The sequence below is a fragment of the Pseudomonas sp. GOM7 genome, assembly GCF_026723825.1.
Lineage (GTDB): Bacteria > Pseudomonadota > Gammaproteobacteria > Pseudomonadales > Pseudomonadaceae > Aquipseudomonas.
The window spans coordinates 1,717,801-1,734,283 of the sequence record NZ_CP113519.1; the positions used below are offsets into that span (position 1 = coordinate 1,717,801).

The window sequence follows — 16,483 nt, forward strand, 5'->3', positions numbered from 1 at the left end:
AAGCATGGCTGTTGTTTTTGATCATTATCTTGTCATTTTCGATCATTGAGCCTGCCGTTTGGCCTCTTTATCGTCTGCCTCAATAACCGACCGCGTGCCCATGAGACCGCGGCGATCCGTGAACTGCACCGCGATGTGGAGAATTCCATGACTGCTCGTTACCCGCACCTGCTGGCCCCGCTCGACCTCGGCTTCACCACGCTGAAGAACCGCACGCTGATGGGCTCCATGCACACTGGTCTGGAAGAGAGGCCAGGCGGTTTCGAGCGCATGGCGGCATACTTCGCCGAGCGTGCCCGGGGTGGTGTTGGCCTGATGGTCACCGGCGGCATTGGCCCGAACGAGGAGGGCGGCGTGTATGCCGGCGCGGCCAAGCTGAGCACCCTGGAAGAGGCCGAGAAGCACAAGGTCGTCACCCAGGCGGTGCACGAGGCCGGTGGCAAGATCTGCATGCAGATCCTGCATGCCGGCCGTTACGCCTATAGCCCGAAGTCCGTGGCGCCGAGCGCCATCCAGGCGCCGATCAACCCGTTCAAGCCCCGTGAGCTGGACGAGGAGGGCATCGAGAAGCAGATCGCCGACTTCGTCAATTGCGCGGCGCTGGCCCAGCAGGCCGGCTACGACGGCGTCGAGGTGATGGGCTCGGAAGGCTATTTCATCAACCAGTTCCTGGTTGCCCACACCAACCACCGCACCGACCGCTGGGGCGGCAGCTTCGAGAACCGCATGCGCCTGCCGGTGGAGATCGTCCGTCGCGTGCGCGAGGCGGTGGGGCCGAACTTCATCATCATCTATCGCCTGTCGATGCTCGACCTGGTCGAGGGCGGCAGCACCTGGGACGAGATCGTGCTACTGGCCAAGGCCATCGAGCAGGCCGGCGCCACCATCATCAACACCGGCATCGGCTGGCACGAGGCGCGCATCCCCACCATCGCCACCAAGGTGCCGCGTGCAGCCTTCACCAAGGTTACCGCCAAGCTCAAGGGCGAGGTGGCGATCCCGCTGATCACCACCAACCGCATCAACACTCCGGAAGTGGCCGAACAGGTGCTGGCCGAAGGCGATGCCGATATGGTGTCGATGGCGCGCCCGTTCCTCGCCGACCCGGAGTTCGTCAACAAGGCCGCCGAGGGCCGCGCCGACGAGATCAACACCTGCATCGGCTGCAACCAGGCCTGCCTGGATCACACCTTCGGCGGCAAGCTCACCAGTTGTCTGGTCAACCCGCGTGCCTGTCATGAGACCGAGCTGAATTACATCCCCACCACCACGGTGAAGAAGATCGCCGTGGTCGGCGCCGGCCCGGCCGGCCTGGCAGCCTCCACTGTCGCGGCCGAACGTGGTCACAGCGTGACCCTGTTCGACTCGGCCAGCGAAATCGGTGGCCAGTTCAACGTGGCCAAGCGCGTGCCGGGCAAGGAGGAGTTCTACGAGACCCTGCGCTACTTCAAGCGTAAGCTGGAAATCACCGGCGTCGATGTGCGCCTCAACACACGCGTGTCGGTGGATGATCTGGTCGCCGGCGGCTTCGACGAGATCATCCTGGCCACCGGCATCGCCCCGCGTACCCCGGAGATTCCGGGCATCGACCACGCCAAGGTGATCGGCTACCTGGACGCCATCCTCGAGCGCAAGCCGGTCGGGCAGAAGGTCGCGGTGATCGGCGCGGGCGGTATCGGCTTCGACGTCTCCGAGTTCATCACCCATCAGGGCCAGGCCACCAGCCTCGACCGCGAGGCATTCTGGAAGGAGTGGGGCATCGACACCGCGCTGGAAGCCCGTGGTGGTGTCGCTGGCGTGCAGGCGCAGCCACACCCGGCAGCGCGTGAGGTGTTCCTGTTGCAGCGCAAGAAGAGCAAGGTGGGCGACGGCCTGGGCAAGACCACCGGCTGGATTCATCGCACCGGCCTGAAGAACAAGAAGGTGCAGATGCTCAATTCGGTGGAGTACCTCAAGGTCGATGACGCCGGCCTGCATATTCGCATCGCCGGTGGTGAGCCGCAGGTGCTGCCGGTCGACACCGTGATCGTCTGCGCCGGCCAGGATCCGCTGCGCGAGCTGCAGCAAGGACTGGAGAGCGCCGGTCAGCGCGTGCATCTGGTCGGCGGCGCGGATGTCGCCGCCGAGCTCGATGCCAAGCGGGCGATCGACCAGGGCTCGCGCCTGGCGGCGGCGCTTTGAGTGAAACGACGCCCCGCCTTGTGCGGGGCGTGTGCTATCTGGCCCGAAAACCACAAGGAGAAGCCGATGTCTCTCGATACTCTCTTGCAACCTGCCGCCGCCGCCAGCCTGGCGCGCTGGCACCAGTTCGTCGCCGCCAAAGATCTGCGCGCCTTGCCCGAGCTGTTGCACCCGCAGGCCGTGTTCCGCTCGCCCATGGCGCACACCCCTTACCCGGGAGCGCAGAAGGTCAATCTGATCCTCAACACCGTGCTGCAGGTGTTCGAGGACTTCACCTACCACCGTGAACTGGCCACGGCTGATGGCCTGAGCGTGGTGCTGGAGTTTTCCGCGCGGGTCGGCGAGCGCGAGCTGAAGGGGATCGACCTGATCCGTTTCGACGAAACCGGGCTGATCGTCGAGTTCGAGGTGATGGTGCGCCCCATGAGTGGCCTGCAGGCCCTTGGCGCAGAGATGGCACAACGCCTGGGCGCAGTCAGCGGCTGAGTCTCGCCCAGTCGGTCACAGTTTGGCCTAACCATTGGCTGGCAGAGCGCTTGCCAGCGGGCCGGCTGCCAATCGCGTCACATTGCCGTTGCAACTTTTTCCCCTAGACTAGCCCGATCACGCATGGACGACGTTCGCGCCAGGGCCAGAACTGCCCCGGCGCTGGCGTCGTGCGCGTCGTTTCAGTCGCATCAGAGGGGGCCGACAGGCATGCAGAACAAGCCGCAGATGGTAGAGGCCGTGATGTTCTTCAAGGAACATGGCGTCTGCAAGCAGATGCTCTACCCCGAATTCGAGGCCTTGCTCGATGGCGTGGTGAACATGCCCGAGTTCGCCGATCAGCAGATGCGCATGGTCTACGTGGTGATCAACCCGCGACTGCTGGTCAAGGCGGCGGTGTTCTTTTATCTGGATTTCGATGAGGACGGCCGCCCCGATTCCGGCTGGAACATCCCGTTGCAGCATCTGGCCGATCGCGCCGGGCGCGGGCCGGATCTCGGTGCCGGGCCTATCCGCCTGGCCTGTCGCAGCCAGTGTGCGGTGTCCTGGCATCAGATGCATCTGTGGGATCCCAATCTCACGCCCGGGCAGAACGATCTGGTACGCCTGCGCGATGCGGTCAAGGGCAATCAGCTCGGCCTGCTGATCGAGGACGACAGCACCCAGGTGGTGCAGGCCGAACGCCTGCAGATGGCGCCCGAGGACAAATGGTATGCGCCCGATCCGGCCAAGGAGGTGGCCGAACAGTTGGCGCAGAAGATGGATCAGGAGCATCGCGCCAAGACCGCTCAGCTCATCAAGCAGCAGCGTCTGCGCATCGCCAGCCTCACCCAGCAGCATGAAGAAGAGCTGGCCAGGCTCAAGCTGGCCGGCGAGGAGCAGGGTAAGCGTCAGCAGGCGCAGCTTCAGGAGTTGCAGCAGGCCTTGCGCCAGCAGCAGGAACTCAATGCCCGGCTCAAGGCGCAACTGACCGAGCAGGCGCAGAACTATCAGCACAGCCGCGAGCAATTGACCCAGCAACTGCGTGCCCTGGAGCGCCATGGGCGCACCGAGGGCGACATTCTGCGGGCGCAGCTCGAGGCCGAGCTGCAAGCCAAGATCACTGCAGCCGTGGCCCAGTACAAGGAGCAGGTGGCGATACGCGATGTCGAACTGGCCTACCGCAATGAGCAGGACATCCAGCAGCAGGCGGAGATCGAACGGCTCAAGCGCGAGCGCGATGCCATCGCCAGCCAGAGTGGCGATCAGGTGCTCGAGCGCCTGGCCAGGCTCGGCGTGGTGTTCGTGGCCTATCATCCCGGCGCCGGGCACCTGACCATCGCCCTGCAGGATATTGCCCGCTACCAGGACAACCCCATGGCATACGTCGCGGCCAAGTGCTTCGTGACGGAGGCGCAGTATCGTCAATGGTTGGCGCATTACCAGCAACCCACCTGCGAGGCGCTGCTGGCCGGCGGTGAGCGCTGCGCCATGCCCATCGAGCGGGTGGATACGCCAAGCCGCTTCGTGCTGGGTGAATCCAATTGCTGTTCGCGGCACAAGGCGAGCGCTCGTTTGCAGGGTGTCAACTGACCTTGCTCCTGCCACGCATCGACTGGCAGCCGCAGGCGCCCCTGCAACCGCTGCGTCTGGATTGGCTGCAGGCGGCAGGTGTCGAGGTGGCCTGCCTGCGCCTGGATCTGATCGATGCACTGATCAGCGGCAACAAATGGTTCAAGCTCGCGCCGCACCTGCGTGAAGCTCATCTGGCCGGTGCGCACGGGGTGATCAGCCTAGGTGGTGCTCACTCCAATCATCTGCATGCCCTGGCGGCGGCCGGTAGGCGTTTCGGTTTCGCCACGGTCGGCCTGCTGCGCGGCGAGCCGCAGCTCACGCCGACGGTCAGGGATCTGCAGGTTCTCGGCATGCAACTGCACTGGCTCAGCCATGGCGCTTACCGCAAACGCCATGAGCCTGGCTTCTGGGCGCCCTGGCTGGCGCGTCATCCGCACTGTTACCCCATCAACGAAGGTGGGCGAGCGCTGCTCGGCGCCCAGGGCTGCGCCGTGCTGGTGGGCCTGGTCGAGCGGCAGATGGCGGCCCTGGGCTGGGCGGACTTCCACGGCTGGTGGCTGGCCGCAGGCACCGGCACCACCCTGGCCGGGCTGGTGCTGGCCGAGCAGGGCGAGCGCCCGGTGCATGGCGCCCTGGCCGTGCCGGCCGGTTATGGCGTGCCCGAGCAGGTGAGCGAGTTGCTGCGAGAGGCAGGGTGCGATGACCAGGGCTATCGTCTGATCGAGGCCGCGCGACGTGGCTTTGCCCGCAGCGATGACGAGTTGCTGGCCTTCATGGCTGCCGTGGAGCGCGACGCCGGCCTGCTGCTGGAGCCGGTGTATACCGGCAAGGCACTGCTGGCATTGCGACAGCAGGTGAGCGACGGTTACTTTAGGCGTGGCAGTCGCCTGGTCTTCGTGCACACAGGCGGCTTGCAAGGGCGGCGGGCAACGCTCGGCTCGCACCATGACTACACTGTATTGCAGAGCCTGGACGCCTTCTGATGACTGAACCCCTGACACCGGCACAACTGCGCAGCCTGACGCCGCTCAATGCATTGTCCGAGCAGCAATGGCGCGAGCTGCGTAATCAGCTCGTGCCTCAACCCTTGCTGGCGGGGCAGTCGCTGTTTCGCCGCGGCGACCAGGCGCGCCTGACCTATTACCTGCTGGCCGGCGAGCTGTCCTTGCAAGGCGATGGCTTGCCGCAGTCCGTGGTGGCAGGTAGCCCGGCGAGCTGCCATCCCTTGTCGCCGAGCCTGCCACGGCTGCACGAAGCCATGGCGATGACCGATTGCAGCGTGCTGGTGATCGACAGCAGCGCGCTCAACCGTCTGCTGACCTGGCGCCTGAGTTTCGAGGATCTGCTGCTGGCCATGGGGCAGAGTGGCGAGGAGATCGAGTGGCTCGAACGTCTGCTGGAAAATCCGCTGTTGGCCAAGGTGCCAGCGGCCAATGTGCAGACCATGCTGACGCGCCTGCAGCCTCTGGAGCTTAAGGCCGGCAGCCAGGTGCTGGCAGAGGGCGAGGTCGGGGATTGCTGCTTCTTCCTGCGCAGCGGCCGCGCCGAGGTGATGCGTGGTGCCGGCAGCGAGAGTCAGGTGCTGGCTGAGTTGGAGGTGGGTGCCTGCTTCGGTGAAGAGGCATTGTTGGCGGATCGCCCACGCAATGCCACGGTGACCATGCTCGAAGACGGCAGCGTGCTGCGCCTGGATCGCCAGGACTTCTTCGCCCTGCTCAAGGCACCCGTGGTGGCGGAAGTTTCCCTCGGCGAGGCCTCGCGCCTGCTCAGTCAGGGTGGGCAGTGGCTGGACGTGCGCCTGCAGGAGGAATACGAGCAGGCCCATGCCCTGGAGTCACTGCACATGCCCTTGCAGTTGCTGCGCCTCAAGGCCCGTCTGCTCGACCCTGCGCGCACCTATCTGTGCTACTGCGACAGCGGCAAGCGCAGCGCCAGTGCAGTGTTCCTGCTCAGCCAGCTCGGCTTCAGCGCCTATGCCCTGCGCGATGGTCTGGATGCCTTGCCGGCGGTGCAGCGCGATGCCCTGCTGTGCGAGAGCGGGGCAGGCTATCTGGCGCGCTCCGGTGGGCGTACCGAACGCAGCCATTGAGGCCTGTAGCCCGGATGAAATCCGGGAGCGACGCCGCCGATACTTCCCGGATTACAGCCGGGCTACGTTTCCGGCCACTGGTCGCTGACCAGAAATACCCGCTCGACCTCGCGCCAGTCCCCCGTCTCATCGACCTCCAGGCGCACCAGTAGCTGCGCCTGGGCCTCTGGCGGCAGGGCGCTCAACCAATGCTCGAATCTTTCCTGCGACCAGCGTTGTTCTGCGTCCATCAAGGCCGGGGCCAGCCAGGCCAACCTGGGCAGGGGCTGCCAGCAGGCCTCGGGGTTTTGGCCGGCAAATACCACCCAGTCGGCTCGGCGCAGCCAGTGCCCGCGCAGGTGACGGGGGCAGGCGCCGCGCGGCGGTGCGCAGCCCCCAGGCCAGGGATAGAACAGATAGCCGCCGAGCCAGAAAGCGGAGCGGACTTCACGCACCTGCAGCTCGTTCAGCGCTCCCCGTGCTTCGCGGCGCGATGACAGCGGCAGTTGATGCTGGGCGAGATGGCTCAGTTTGAGGTCGAGCCGATCATGACTGCCAGGGCCGAGCCATTGGCTGGCATCGCTGCCGTCGGCCGCCTCGGGGCCGAGATAGAACTTTACCGCCAGCTCCAGGTGATGCTCGCCCTCTGCGTCGCGCAGCAGCAGATCCAGCTCGCCCAGGGTATGGCCATGCTGACGAATCGCCAGGTTGGCCGCGATGACTTCGATATCTGGTGCGGCCTGCAGGGCGTATTGCCAGAGGCGCTCGTAGTACAGGCCAAGACGCCGCACCGGCTTCTCGGCCAACCAGGCATGCAGCGCTTCGGGTGCTTCGTCCTGGCGGATCAGCCAGTCCGCCAACAAGTGCGGGCGCTGCGCCCAGTCGCTGGCCTGCAGGGGATGACGCTGGGGGTTCGTGGTCTCACCCAGCAAGGGCGCTGACAGCAACGCCCAGGCCAGGTCACGCACGGCTGGGGTGCGCAAGGTCTGCAGCAGGTCGTGCAGCGTGTCGGGAGCGATCATCAGGCGAGCATAGCTCGGTTTGCCGCTGCCTTGGCCTTTGGCCGATAATCCCCCTTTCGTTTCTTATCTGTCTGGCGGGAACCCCATGGATCAATTTCGCAATGTCGGCATCATCGGGCGCCTGGGTAGCACACGGGTGCTGGAAACCGTGCGCCGGCTCAAGCGTTTTCTCATCGACCGCCATCTGCATGTGATTCTCGAAGACACCATCGCCGACCTGCTGCCCGGCCATGGCCTGCAGACCTCCTCGCGCAAGATGCTCGGTGAGGTGTGCGACCTGGTGATCGTCGTCGGCGGCGACGGCAGCATGCTTGGCGCTGCCCGCGCCCTGGCGCGGCACAAGGTGCCGGTGCTGGGTATCAACCGTGGCAGCCTGGGCTTTCTCACCGACATCCGCCCCGACGAGCTGGAGCTCAAGGTGGCGCAGGTACTGGAAGGCCAGTACCTGACCGAGAACCGCTTCCTGCTCGAAGCCGAAGTGCGCCGCCAGGGCGAGGCCATCGGCCAGGGCGACGCGCTCAACGACGTGGTGCTGCACCCCGGCAAGTCGACGCGGATGATCGAGTTCGAGCTGTACATTGATGGCCAGTTCGTCTGCAGCCAGAAGGCCGACGGCCTGATCGTCGCCACGCCCACCGGCTCCACTGCCTATGCGCTGTCCGCCGGTGGGCCGATCATGCACCCCAAGCTGGACGCCATCGTCGTGGTGCCGATGTACCCGCACACCTTGTCCAGCCGGCCCATCGTGGTCGACGGCCACAGCGAGCTGAAGGTGGTGGTGTCGGCGGACATGACCATCTACCCGCAGGTGTCCTGCGACGGTCAGAACCACTTCACCTGTGCCCCGGGCGATACCCTGCACGTGGCCAAGAAGGCGCAGAAGCTGCGTCTGATCCACCCGCTGGATCACAACTACTACGAGGTCTGCCGTACCAAGCTGGGTTGGGGTAGCCGCCTGGGAGGGCAGGACTGAATGTCCATCGACCCCCATCGTGGCTATGACCTGATCGGTGATATCCACGGTTGTGCGCGCACCCTGGAACGTCTGCTCGAACGCCTGGGCTATAGTCGCCAGGAAGGCGTGTGGCGCCACCCGCGGCGCATGGTGCTGTTTCTCGGTGATCTGATCGACCGTGGCCCGGGTATTCGCGAGACCTTGCATCTGGTGCGCGACATGGTCAGCGCCGGTCAGGCCCTGTGCATCATGGGCAACCATGAGTACAACGCGCTGGGCTGGAGCACGCCGGCACCGCCCGGCAGCGGCCGCCAGCACGTGCGTGAGCACAGCCCACGGCACCTGCGCCTGATCCGTGAAACCCTGGCGCAGTTCGAGGGGCACCCACAGGAGTGGCGCGAATTCCTGCGCTGGTTCTACGAGATGCCCCTGTTCATCGACGCCGGGCATTTTCGCGTCGTGCATGCCTGCTGGGACGCCGAACTGATCGCGCCGCTCAGGCAGCAATTTCCCGATGGCTGCATCGATGAACATTTCCTCCAGGCCTCGGCGGTGCCCGGCAGCTTCGCCAACATGGCGCTCGACCGCCTGCTGCGTGGCACCGACATGCGCCTGCCGCACGGCCTGACCCTGACCGGCGGCGACGGCTTCACCCGTTCCTATTTCCGCACCAAGTTCTGGGAAGAGGATCCGCAGACCTACGGCGATATCGTCTTCCAGCCCGATGCCTTGCCGGAGCTGGCGGCGCAGACGCCCTTGAGCGAACTGCAGAAGGACGAACTGCTCAAATATGGCGCGCACGAACCGCCGCTGTTCGTCGGCCACTACTGGCGCCGCGGCAAGCCGGCACCGATCCGCCCGAACCTGGCCTGCCTGGATTACAGCGCGGTGATCGGCGGCCGGCTGGTGGCTTACCGGCTCGATCATGAGCAGCGTCTGGATGCGAGCAAATTCGTCTGGGTCGATGTCGACCCGCAGGAGGCGCCACGATGACCGCTAGCGTTGCACTACGTCTGCCGCTGGAGACCGACCTCAGCGGCTTCATCGCCCTGCTGCAACGCCTGCGCGTGCCGCATCGGGTGGCCGAGGAGGGCGGTGAACAGGTGCTCTGGGTGCACGGTGAGGAACTGGCCGAGCAGGTGCGTGAGCTCTACGCACAGCATCCTCTAGGTGATGTGAATGGCGACTTCCCCCAGGCCGTGGCGCCTGCGCGCACCCCTGTGCTGGTGCAACTACGACGTAGCCCGCTGACGGCTCTGATGCTGCTGATCACCTTCATCGTCTTCGCCGTGACTCTGGCAGGTGAGAACTACGCCGCGATTCGCTGGCTGAGCTTCGTCGATTTTCACATTGACGGTGGCAACATCTACCTCAACTACCTGGATGCAACGCTGGCCAGCGGCCAATGGTGGCGTTTGATCACGCCCATGCTGATCCACTTCGGCTGGCTGCATCTGGCGATGAACAGCCTGTGGTACTGGGAGCTGGGCCGGCGCATCGAGTTTCGTCAGGGCGCCATCGGCCTGCTCGGGCTGACCTTGCTGTTCGGTCTGGCCTCGAACTTCGCCCAGTACTGGTGGGCGGGGCCCTCGCTGTTCGGCGGTCTGTCCGGCGTGCTCTACGGCCTGCTCGGGCATTGCTGGATCTACCAGCGCCTGGCGCCCAACCCGGCCTATCGCCTGCCGCCCGGTGTGCTGGTGATGATGCTGGCCTGGCTGGCGATCTGCATGACTGGCGTGTTCGAGCTGCTGCAGTTCGGCGCCATCGCCAACGCCGCGCATGTCGGCGGCCTGCTCACCGGCTGCCTGACCGGGCTGCTTGGCGGTATGCTGGCCCGACGTAACGCTTGAACCGACTAATCTGGCGGGTCTGACCCGCCCTGTGATTCATCTGGAGACCCTCCATGTCGTCCTTTCTCGAAGCCATCGACAACATCACCCCGGAAATCTACGAGAGCCTCAAGCTGGCCGTGGAAATCGGCAAGTGGCCCGATGGCCGCAAGCTTACCCAGGAGCAGAAGGAGCTGAGCCTGCAGGCGATGATCGCCTGGGAAATGCAGAATCTGCCGGAGGAGGAACGCACCGGCTATATGGGTGAGCAAGCGTGCAAGTCCAAATCCGAGCCGGTGCCGAACCTGCTGTTCACCTCTTCGGATACCCTGCACTGATGGAACTGGGACGTGGCTCGCTGAGCAAGATGAAGGCGCACCTGGAGGCGCCGGTGCAGTATGCGTTTCGTCTGGGTGACGAGGAGGTGCCGGTCAACCCGCTGGTGGGCAAGCAGCTGCGCCTGGAATACCTCGGCGCCATCCATTGCAGCCACTGCGGGCGCAAGACCAAGACCAGCTTCAGCCAGGGTTATTGCTACCCTTGCATGCAGAAGCTGGCGCAGTGCGACGTGTGCATCATGAGCCCGGAAAAGTGCCATTACGACCAGGGCACCTGCCGCGAGCCGAGCTGGGGCGAGCAGTTCTGCATGACTGATCATATCGTCTACCTGGCCAACTCCAGTGGCGTGAAGGTGGGCATCACTCGCGCCAGCCAGGTGCCGACGCGCTGGATCGATCAGGGCGCGACTCAGGCGCTGGCCATTCTGCGCGTCGCCACCCGGCAGCAGTCCGGCTTCGCCGAGGATCTGCTGCGCAGCCAGGTGGCGGACAAGACCAACTGGCGTGCATTGCTCAAGGGCGACGCCGCGCCGGTCGATCTGCTGGCGATCCGCGAGCAACTGTTCGATGCCTGTGGCGCGGGTATCAGTGGTCTGCAGCAGCGCTTCGGCCTGCAGGCCATCCAGCCGCTGAGCGCGGCCGAGGTGCTGGAAATCCGCTACCCCATCGAGGCCTATCCGGCCAAGATCAGCAGTTTCAATCTGGACAAGCAGCCCCTGGCCGAGGGTACCCTGCTCGGTATCAAGGGCCAGTACCTGATGTTCGACACCGGCGTGATCAATATCCGCAAATACACTGCGTACCAGTTGGCCATCCACGAGATCGCCGCCTGACCACCACTTGCAGCTTGCGGCTTGAAGCTTGCAGCTGCCTCGAAGAGGCTTCGCCATGCGCACCGAGCAATCCAAGACTATTTATCTGAAGGATTATCAGGTTCCCGACTACCTGATCGACGAGACCCACCTGACCTTCGAGCTGTTCGAGGATCACAGTCTGGTGCACGCGCAGTTGGTCATGCGTCGCAACCCCGATGCCGGAGCTGGCCTGCCGAAGTTGGTGCTCGATGGTCAGCAGCTTGAACTGCTGGAGCTCAAGCTCGATGACCGCGAACTGGGCGAGGGCGACTACACGCTGACCGACAGCCACCTGACCCTGCAGCCGACCCAGGAGCGCTTCGTGGTCGACAGCAGCGTGCGCATCCACCCGGAGAGCAACACCGCGCTGGAAGGCCTGTACAAGTCCGGCAAGATGTTCTGTACCCAGTGCGAGGCCGAGGGCTTCCGCAAGATCACCTTCTACCTCGACCGTCCGGACGTGATGAGCAAGTTCACCACCACGGTCAGCGCCGAGCAGCATGCCTACCCGGTGCTCTTGTCCAACGGCAACCCGATTGCCAGCGGCTCGGAAGAGGGCGGTCGGCACTGGGCTACCTGGGAAGACCCGTTCAAGAAGCCGGCCTACCTGTTCGCCCTGGTCGCCGGCGACCTCTGGTGCGTGGAAGACAGTTTCACCACCATGAGCAAGCGCGAGGTGGCACTGCGCATCTACGTCGAGCCGGAGAACATCGACAAGGTGCAGCACGCCATGGACAGCCTCAAGCGCTCGATGAAGTGGGACGAGGAGGTCTATGGCCGCGAGTACGACCTGGACATCTTCATGATCGTCGCGGTCAATGACTTCAACATGGGCGCCATGGAGAACAAGGGCCTCAACATCTTCAACTCCAGTTGCGTGCTGGCCAAGGCCGAGACCGCCACCGACGCCGCCCACCAGCGCGTCGAGGCGGTGGTGGCGCACGAGTACTTCCATAACTGGTCGGGCAACCGCGTGACCTGCCGCGACTGGTTCCAGTTGTCGCTCAAGGAAGGCTTCACCGTGTTCCGCGACAGCGAGTTCTCCGCCGACACCCACTCGCGCGTGGTCAAGCGCATCGAGGACGTGGCCTACCTGCGCACCCATCAGTTCGCCGAGGATGCCGGCCCCATGGCTCACCCGGTGCGCCCCGATGCGTACATGGAAATCTCCAACTTCTACACCCTGACCATCTACGAGAAGGGTGCCGAAGTGCTGCGCATGATCCACACCCTGCTCGGCCCGGAGCTGTTCCGCAAGGGCTCGGATCTGTACTTCGAGCGCCACGACGGCCAGGCCGTGACCTGCGATGACTTCGTCAAGGCCATGGAAGATGCCAGTGGCATCGACCTGACCCAGTTCAAGCGCTGGTACACCCAGGCCGGTACGCCGCGCCTGGCGGTGAGCGAGACTTATGACGCCGCTGCTCAGACCTACAGCCTGACCTTCCGCCAGAACTGCCCGGCCACGCCAGGGCAGCACGAGAAGCTGCCCTTCGTGATTCCCGTGGCGCTCGGTCTGCTCGATGCCCAGGGCCATGAGCTGCCGCTGCGCCTGCAGGGCGAAAGCGCTGCGCAAGGTACCAGCCGCGTGTTGTCGGTCACCGAAGCCGAGCAGACCTTCACCTTCGTGGGTATCGCTGAGAAGCCCCTGCCTTCGCTGCTGCGCGGCTTCAGCGCGCCGGTCAAGCTGAGCTTTCCCTATGACCGCGACCAGTTGATGTTCCTCATGCAGCACGACTCGGATGGCTTCAATCGCTGGGAAGCCGGCCAGCAACTGTCGGTGCAGGTGCTACAGGAACTGATCGGTCAACATCAGCGTGGTGAGGCTTTGGTGCTGGATCAGCGCCTGGTTGCCGCACTGCGTACCCTGCTGGAGGACGAGTCGCTGGATCAGGCCATGGTCGCGGAAATGCTTTCGCTGCCGGGTGAGGCCTATCTCACCGAGGTCAGTGAAGTGGCCGATGTCGAGGCCATCCATGCCGCACGCGAGTTCGCCCGCCAGCAACTGGCCAGCGCGTTGTTCGCCCCGCTGTGGGCGCGCTACCAGGCCAATCGCGAGGTTTCCAGGGCCACCCCTTACGTGGCCGAGGCGGCGCACTTCGCCCGTCGCAGCCTGCAGAACATCGCGCTGTCCTACCTGATGCTCAGCGAGAAGCCCGAGGTGCTGGCGGCCTGCGTCGAGCAATTCGAGAAGGCCGATAACATGACCGAGCGCCTGTCGGCCCTCGCTGTGCTGGTCAACTCGCCGTTCCAGGAAGAGCAGGGCAAGGCCCTGGCCATGTTCGCCGATTTCTTCAAGGATGATGCCCTGGTCATGGATCAGTGGTTCAGCGTACAGGCCGGCTGCCCGCTGCCGGGTGGCCTGCAGCGTGTGCAGGCGCTGATGCAGCACGAAGCCTTCACCCTGAAGAACCCGAACAAGGTGCGCGCGCTGATCGGTGCCTTCGCCAACCAGAACCTGATCAACTTTCATCAGGCCGATGGTTCGGGCTACCGCTTCCTCGCCGACCAGGTGATCACCCTCAACGCCCTCAACCCGCAGATCGCCTCGCGGCTGCTGGCGCCGTTGACCCGCTGGCGCAAGTACGGTGCGGCCCGACAGGCGCTGATGAAGGCCGAGCTGGAACGCATTCTGGCCTCTGGCGAGCTGTCCAGCGATGTTTACGAAGTGGTAAGCAAGAGCCTGGCCTGAGTCGGGTTCGCTCTGCGCCGCAAGATCAGAAAGTGTTACCTGACTCGCTCTGGTAACACTTTTTTGTTACTGAATCGAATAAGTCGCTGCCTTTAAAGTACCTACCCGAATTAAGGTTGGGGTGTTTTGCTTGACCCTGAGCATTTCTCATGCTCGTGAATCACGCCAAAGAGTGAGTCGCGTCATGAAAGGTGTCGGATCGTAGGACAGGATGACGTGTTCACGCGCTGCAAACCAGTAGATTGATCAGTGAATGATCAGTCAGGTTTTGGGTTTGCAAGTACCATGCTTGAGCGGTTCATGAGGTTTTGGACAAGCGTTTGATTTGGCATCATGGTTGCAGCGCCAGGCGCGCATGGGCTGGAGTGCCTCATAGGTCTGCCAGACAAAAACAATGAGTTTGATCGTTCAAACCGCCGTAGTGCGGTGAACAGGTGCCCGCTGATCTAGGGCCAACAAGAAGAACTACCCGAGGAGTAATGTCTCGATGGAAATCACGTCCCGTAAACCCCTTCTACGTTTCGCACCGGCCACGGCTGGTTTTGCTTTCGCTGGTGTGTTGCCGCTATTGGTAGCGGCTCAGGCCCAGGCGGTGGAGTTCAGCTTCGCCGACAACGAGGTCACCGGTTCCATCGATACCACCGTGTCCTACGGCCAATTGTGGCGCGTACAGGGCCGCGACAAGACCAACGACGACATCAACACCAACGACGGTAACCGTAACTTCGACACCGGCCTGGTATCCGAAGTGTTCAAGGTCACCTCCGATCTGGGCATGTCCTACCAGAACTACGGTCTGTTCGTACGCGGCACGGCGTTCTATGACACCCAGATCATGGACAAGCGCAACGACTACTACGGCGCCAACTCGCCGGCTCAGCCGAGCCAGAGCTTCCCGCGCGACAACAGTTTCACCTACGAGACCCGCCACAAGGCCGGGCGTGACGCGCAGATCCTCGATGCCTATGTCTACGGTGACTGGGATGTGGCCAACATGCCGGTCACCGGCCGTTTCGGTCGCCAGGTATTCAACTGGGGTGAAGGCCTGTTCTATCGTGGCGGCGTCAACACTACCAACCCGGTGGACGCCGCCAAGTTCCGCCTGCCCGGTTCGGAAGTGAAGGAAGTGCTGGTGCCGGTCGAAGCGCTGAGCTTCAACATCGGCCTGACCGACAACCTGTCGATGGAAACCTTCTACCAGTTCAACTGGAAGGAGTCGGCCATCGACCCGGTGGGCACCTACTTCTCCGAGACCGACCTGTTTGCGGATGGGGGCAATACGGCCTATTCCACTCAATCCCGGCTGATCCCCCTGGCGGGCTTGTACTCCGGCCTCAGCAACGCCGGCGTAGGTGGGCTGCAAGGTGGGCGTACCGTCGATGCCAACGGCAACATCAAAGTCGCCAGCATTGGCCCGGATATCAATGCCAAGAACGATGGCCAGTTCGGTGTGGCTTTCCGCTATATCGCCGAAGAGCTGAACTCCACCGAATTCGGTTTCTACTTCGTGAATTATCACGCCAAGGAACCGACCATCTATGCTGATCTAGGCGATTACTCCCAGCTAAATTTGGCGGCGATCCAGGCTGCAGCTACACCGGGTATTCAGCAAAGCGTGGCCAGTGCCGCTGGAGTCAGTGTTGCCACTTTGCAGGCAGTCATCAATAACCCTGCGCTGAACCCGCAACTGGCAGGTGCTTACAGAGATGCGTTGACTGGCGCTGTCGGTGGCGTAGCCACTGTCGATGTGGCCAACAGTGTCAACGCCCGCCGCGAATACGCCGAAGATATCCGTATGTACGGCATGAGCTTCAACACCACAGTTGGCAGTGCTTCGGTATTCGGTGAACTGTCCTACCGTCCCAACCTGCCTGTTGGCATCGCCGCCACAAACGACCTGCTGGGTGACCTGTTGACCCAGGCTCCCCAGCTAGCGGGCGGTCAGGTGGTCAACATTGGCGGTAAGCAGGTGCAACTGGGTGACCAGATCCACAACTACACCCGCGTCGAAGCTTTCAACACCTCGCTGGGCACCATCTACAACTTCGGCCCGACCATGAGCTTCGACTCGCTGTTCGGTATCGCCGAGCTGGCTTCCGAGCACCTGCGTGGCGACAGCCTGCAGTATCAGTCGCGCAATGGCACTCGTTACTACGCTGGTCGTGGCAACGGCTCTTACATCTCTGGCTACGACCGTGATGATCAGGTCAACAAGAACGCCTACGGCTATACCCTGATGATGTCGGGTACCTGGAACGACGTGTACGCCGGGGTCAACCTGTCGCCCTTCGCCGTGTTCAAGCACGACTTCGAGGGTAACTCGCACCAGACCGGCAACTTCGTCGAGGGCCGCAAGGCTTACACCCTCGGTCTGCGCGCCAGCTACCTGAACAGCCTGGAAGCGGAAATCCAGTACACCGAGTTCTATGGCGCTGGGCAGAACAACGTGATGCGTGACCGCGACAATATCGGCGTCAACGTCAAGTACTCCTTCTAAGCCTCAT

13 protein-coding genes are annotated in these 16,483 nt (G+C 63.6%); 12 read left to right on the top strand and 1 reads right to left on the bottom strand.

Annotated elements, in window-relative coordinates:
- Positions 1 to 147: 147 nt before the first annotated feature.
- The 5 genes from OU800_RS07725 to OU800_RS07745 all read left to right on the top strand — a co-directional run bounded on the left by OU800_RS07725 (position 148) and on the right by OU800_RS07745 (position 6,310).
- Complete coding sequence (locus OU800_RS07725; protein WP_268182583.1) at positions 148 to 2,181, top strand: NADPH-dependent 2,4-dienoyl-CoA reductase; 2,034 nt, start codon at positions 148 to 150, stop codon at positions 2,179 to 2,181.
- A 66-nt stretch (positions 2,182 to 2,247) separates the two neighbouring features.
- A complete protein-coding gene (locus OU800_RS07730; RefSeq protein ID WP_268182585.1) occupies positions 2,248 to 2,667 on the top strand; it encodes a nuclear transport factor 2 family protein in 420 nt (139 codons plus the stop codon).
- A 210-nt stretch (positions 2,668 to 2,877) separates the two neighbouring features.
- Complete coding sequence (locus OU800_RS07735; protein ID WP_268182587.1) at positions 2,878 to 4,239, top strand: chromosome partitioning protein ParA; 1,362 nt, start codon at positions 2,878 to 2,880, stop codon at positions 4,237 to 4,239.
- Between the two features lie 2 nt (positions 4,240 to 4,241).
- A complete protein-coding gene (locus OU800_RS07740) occupies positions 4,242 to 5,204 on the top strand; it encodes a 1-aminocyclopropane-1-carboxylate deaminase/D-cysteine desulfhydrase (RefSeq protein WP_268182590.1) in 963 nt (320 codons plus the stop codon).
- Complete coding sequence (locus tag OU800_RS07745; protein WP_268182591.1) at positions 5,204 to 6,310, top strand: cyclic nucleotide-binding domain-containing protein; 1,107 nt, start codon at positions 5,204 to 5,206, stop codon at positions 6,308 to 6,310. The genes OU800_RS07740 and OU800_RS07745 overlap by 1 nt, the downstream gene beginning before the upstream one ends.
- Before the next feature lie 62 nt (positions 6,311 to 6,372).
- On the opposite strand, the gene OU800_RS07750 is transcribed toward OU800_RS07745, so the two are convergent.
- Complete coding sequence (locus OU800_RS07750) at positions 6,373 to 7,311, bottom strand: DUF1853 family protein (RefSeq protein WP_268182592.1); 939 nt, start codon at positions 7,309 to 7,311, stop codon at positions 6,373 to 6,375.
- A gap of 85 nt (positions 7,312 to 7,396) precedes the next feature.
- Between OU800_RS07750 and OU800_RS07755 the strand changes: the two genes are divergently transcribed.
- The 7 genes from OU800_RS07755 (at position 7,397) to OU800_RS07785 (ending at position 16,476) form a co-directional block, all read left to right on the top strand.
- The gene (locus OU800_RS07755; RefSeq protein WP_268182595.1) at positions 7,397 to 8,284 is read left to right on the top strand and encodes an NAD(+) kinase; all 888 of its coding nucleotides are present in this window, start codon (positions 7,397 to 7,399) and stop codon (positions 8,282 to 8,284) included.
- Positions 8,285 to 9,259 carry a metallophosphoesterase gene (locus tag OU800_RS07760; RefSeq protein WP_268182598.1) on the top strand — a complete coding sequence of 325 codons (975 nt, stop codon included), beginning with the start codon at positions 8,285 to 8,287 and terminating at the stop codon, positions 9,257 to 9,259.
- Positions 9,256 to 10,116, top strand: coding sequence for a rhomboid family intramembrane serine protease (locus OU800_RS07765; protein WP_268182599.1), 861 nt, complete (start codon positions 9,256 to 9,258; stop codon positions 10,114 to 10,116). Before OU800_RS07760 ends, OU800_RS07765 begins: the two co-directional genes overlap by 4 nt.
- 53 nt (positions 10,117 to 10,169) lie before the next feature.
- Positions 10,170 to 10,433, top strand: coding sequence for a YeaC family protein (locus OU800_RS07770; RefSeq protein ID WP_268182601.1), 264 nt, complete (start codon positions 10,170 to 10,172; stop codon positions 10,431 to 10,433).
- Positions 10,430 to 11,266, top strand: a complete 837-nt coding sequence (locus tag OU800_RS07775) for a DUF2797 domain-containing protein (protein WP_268184233.1) — start codon at positions 10,430 to 10,432, stop codon at positions 11,264 to 11,266. Before OU800_RS07770 ends, OU800_RS07775 begins: the two co-directional genes overlap by 4 nt.
- 55 nt (positions 11,267 to 11,321) lie before the next feature.
- Complete coding sequence (pepN, locus tag OU800_RS07780) at positions 11,322 to 13,979, top strand: aminopeptidase N (RefSeq protein ID WP_268182604.1); 2,658 nt, start codon at positions 11,322 to 11,324, stop codon at positions 13,977 to 13,979.
- A gap of 487 nt (positions 13,980 to 14,466) precedes the next feature.
- Positions 14,467 to 16,476: a DUF1302 domain-containing protein gene (locus tag OU800_RS07785; protein ID WP_268182606.1), complete on the top strand. Its 2,010-nt coding sequence runs from the start codon at positions 14,467 to 14,469 to the stop codon at positions 16,474 to 16,476.
- Positions 16,477 to 16,483 lie beyond the last annotated feature (7 nt).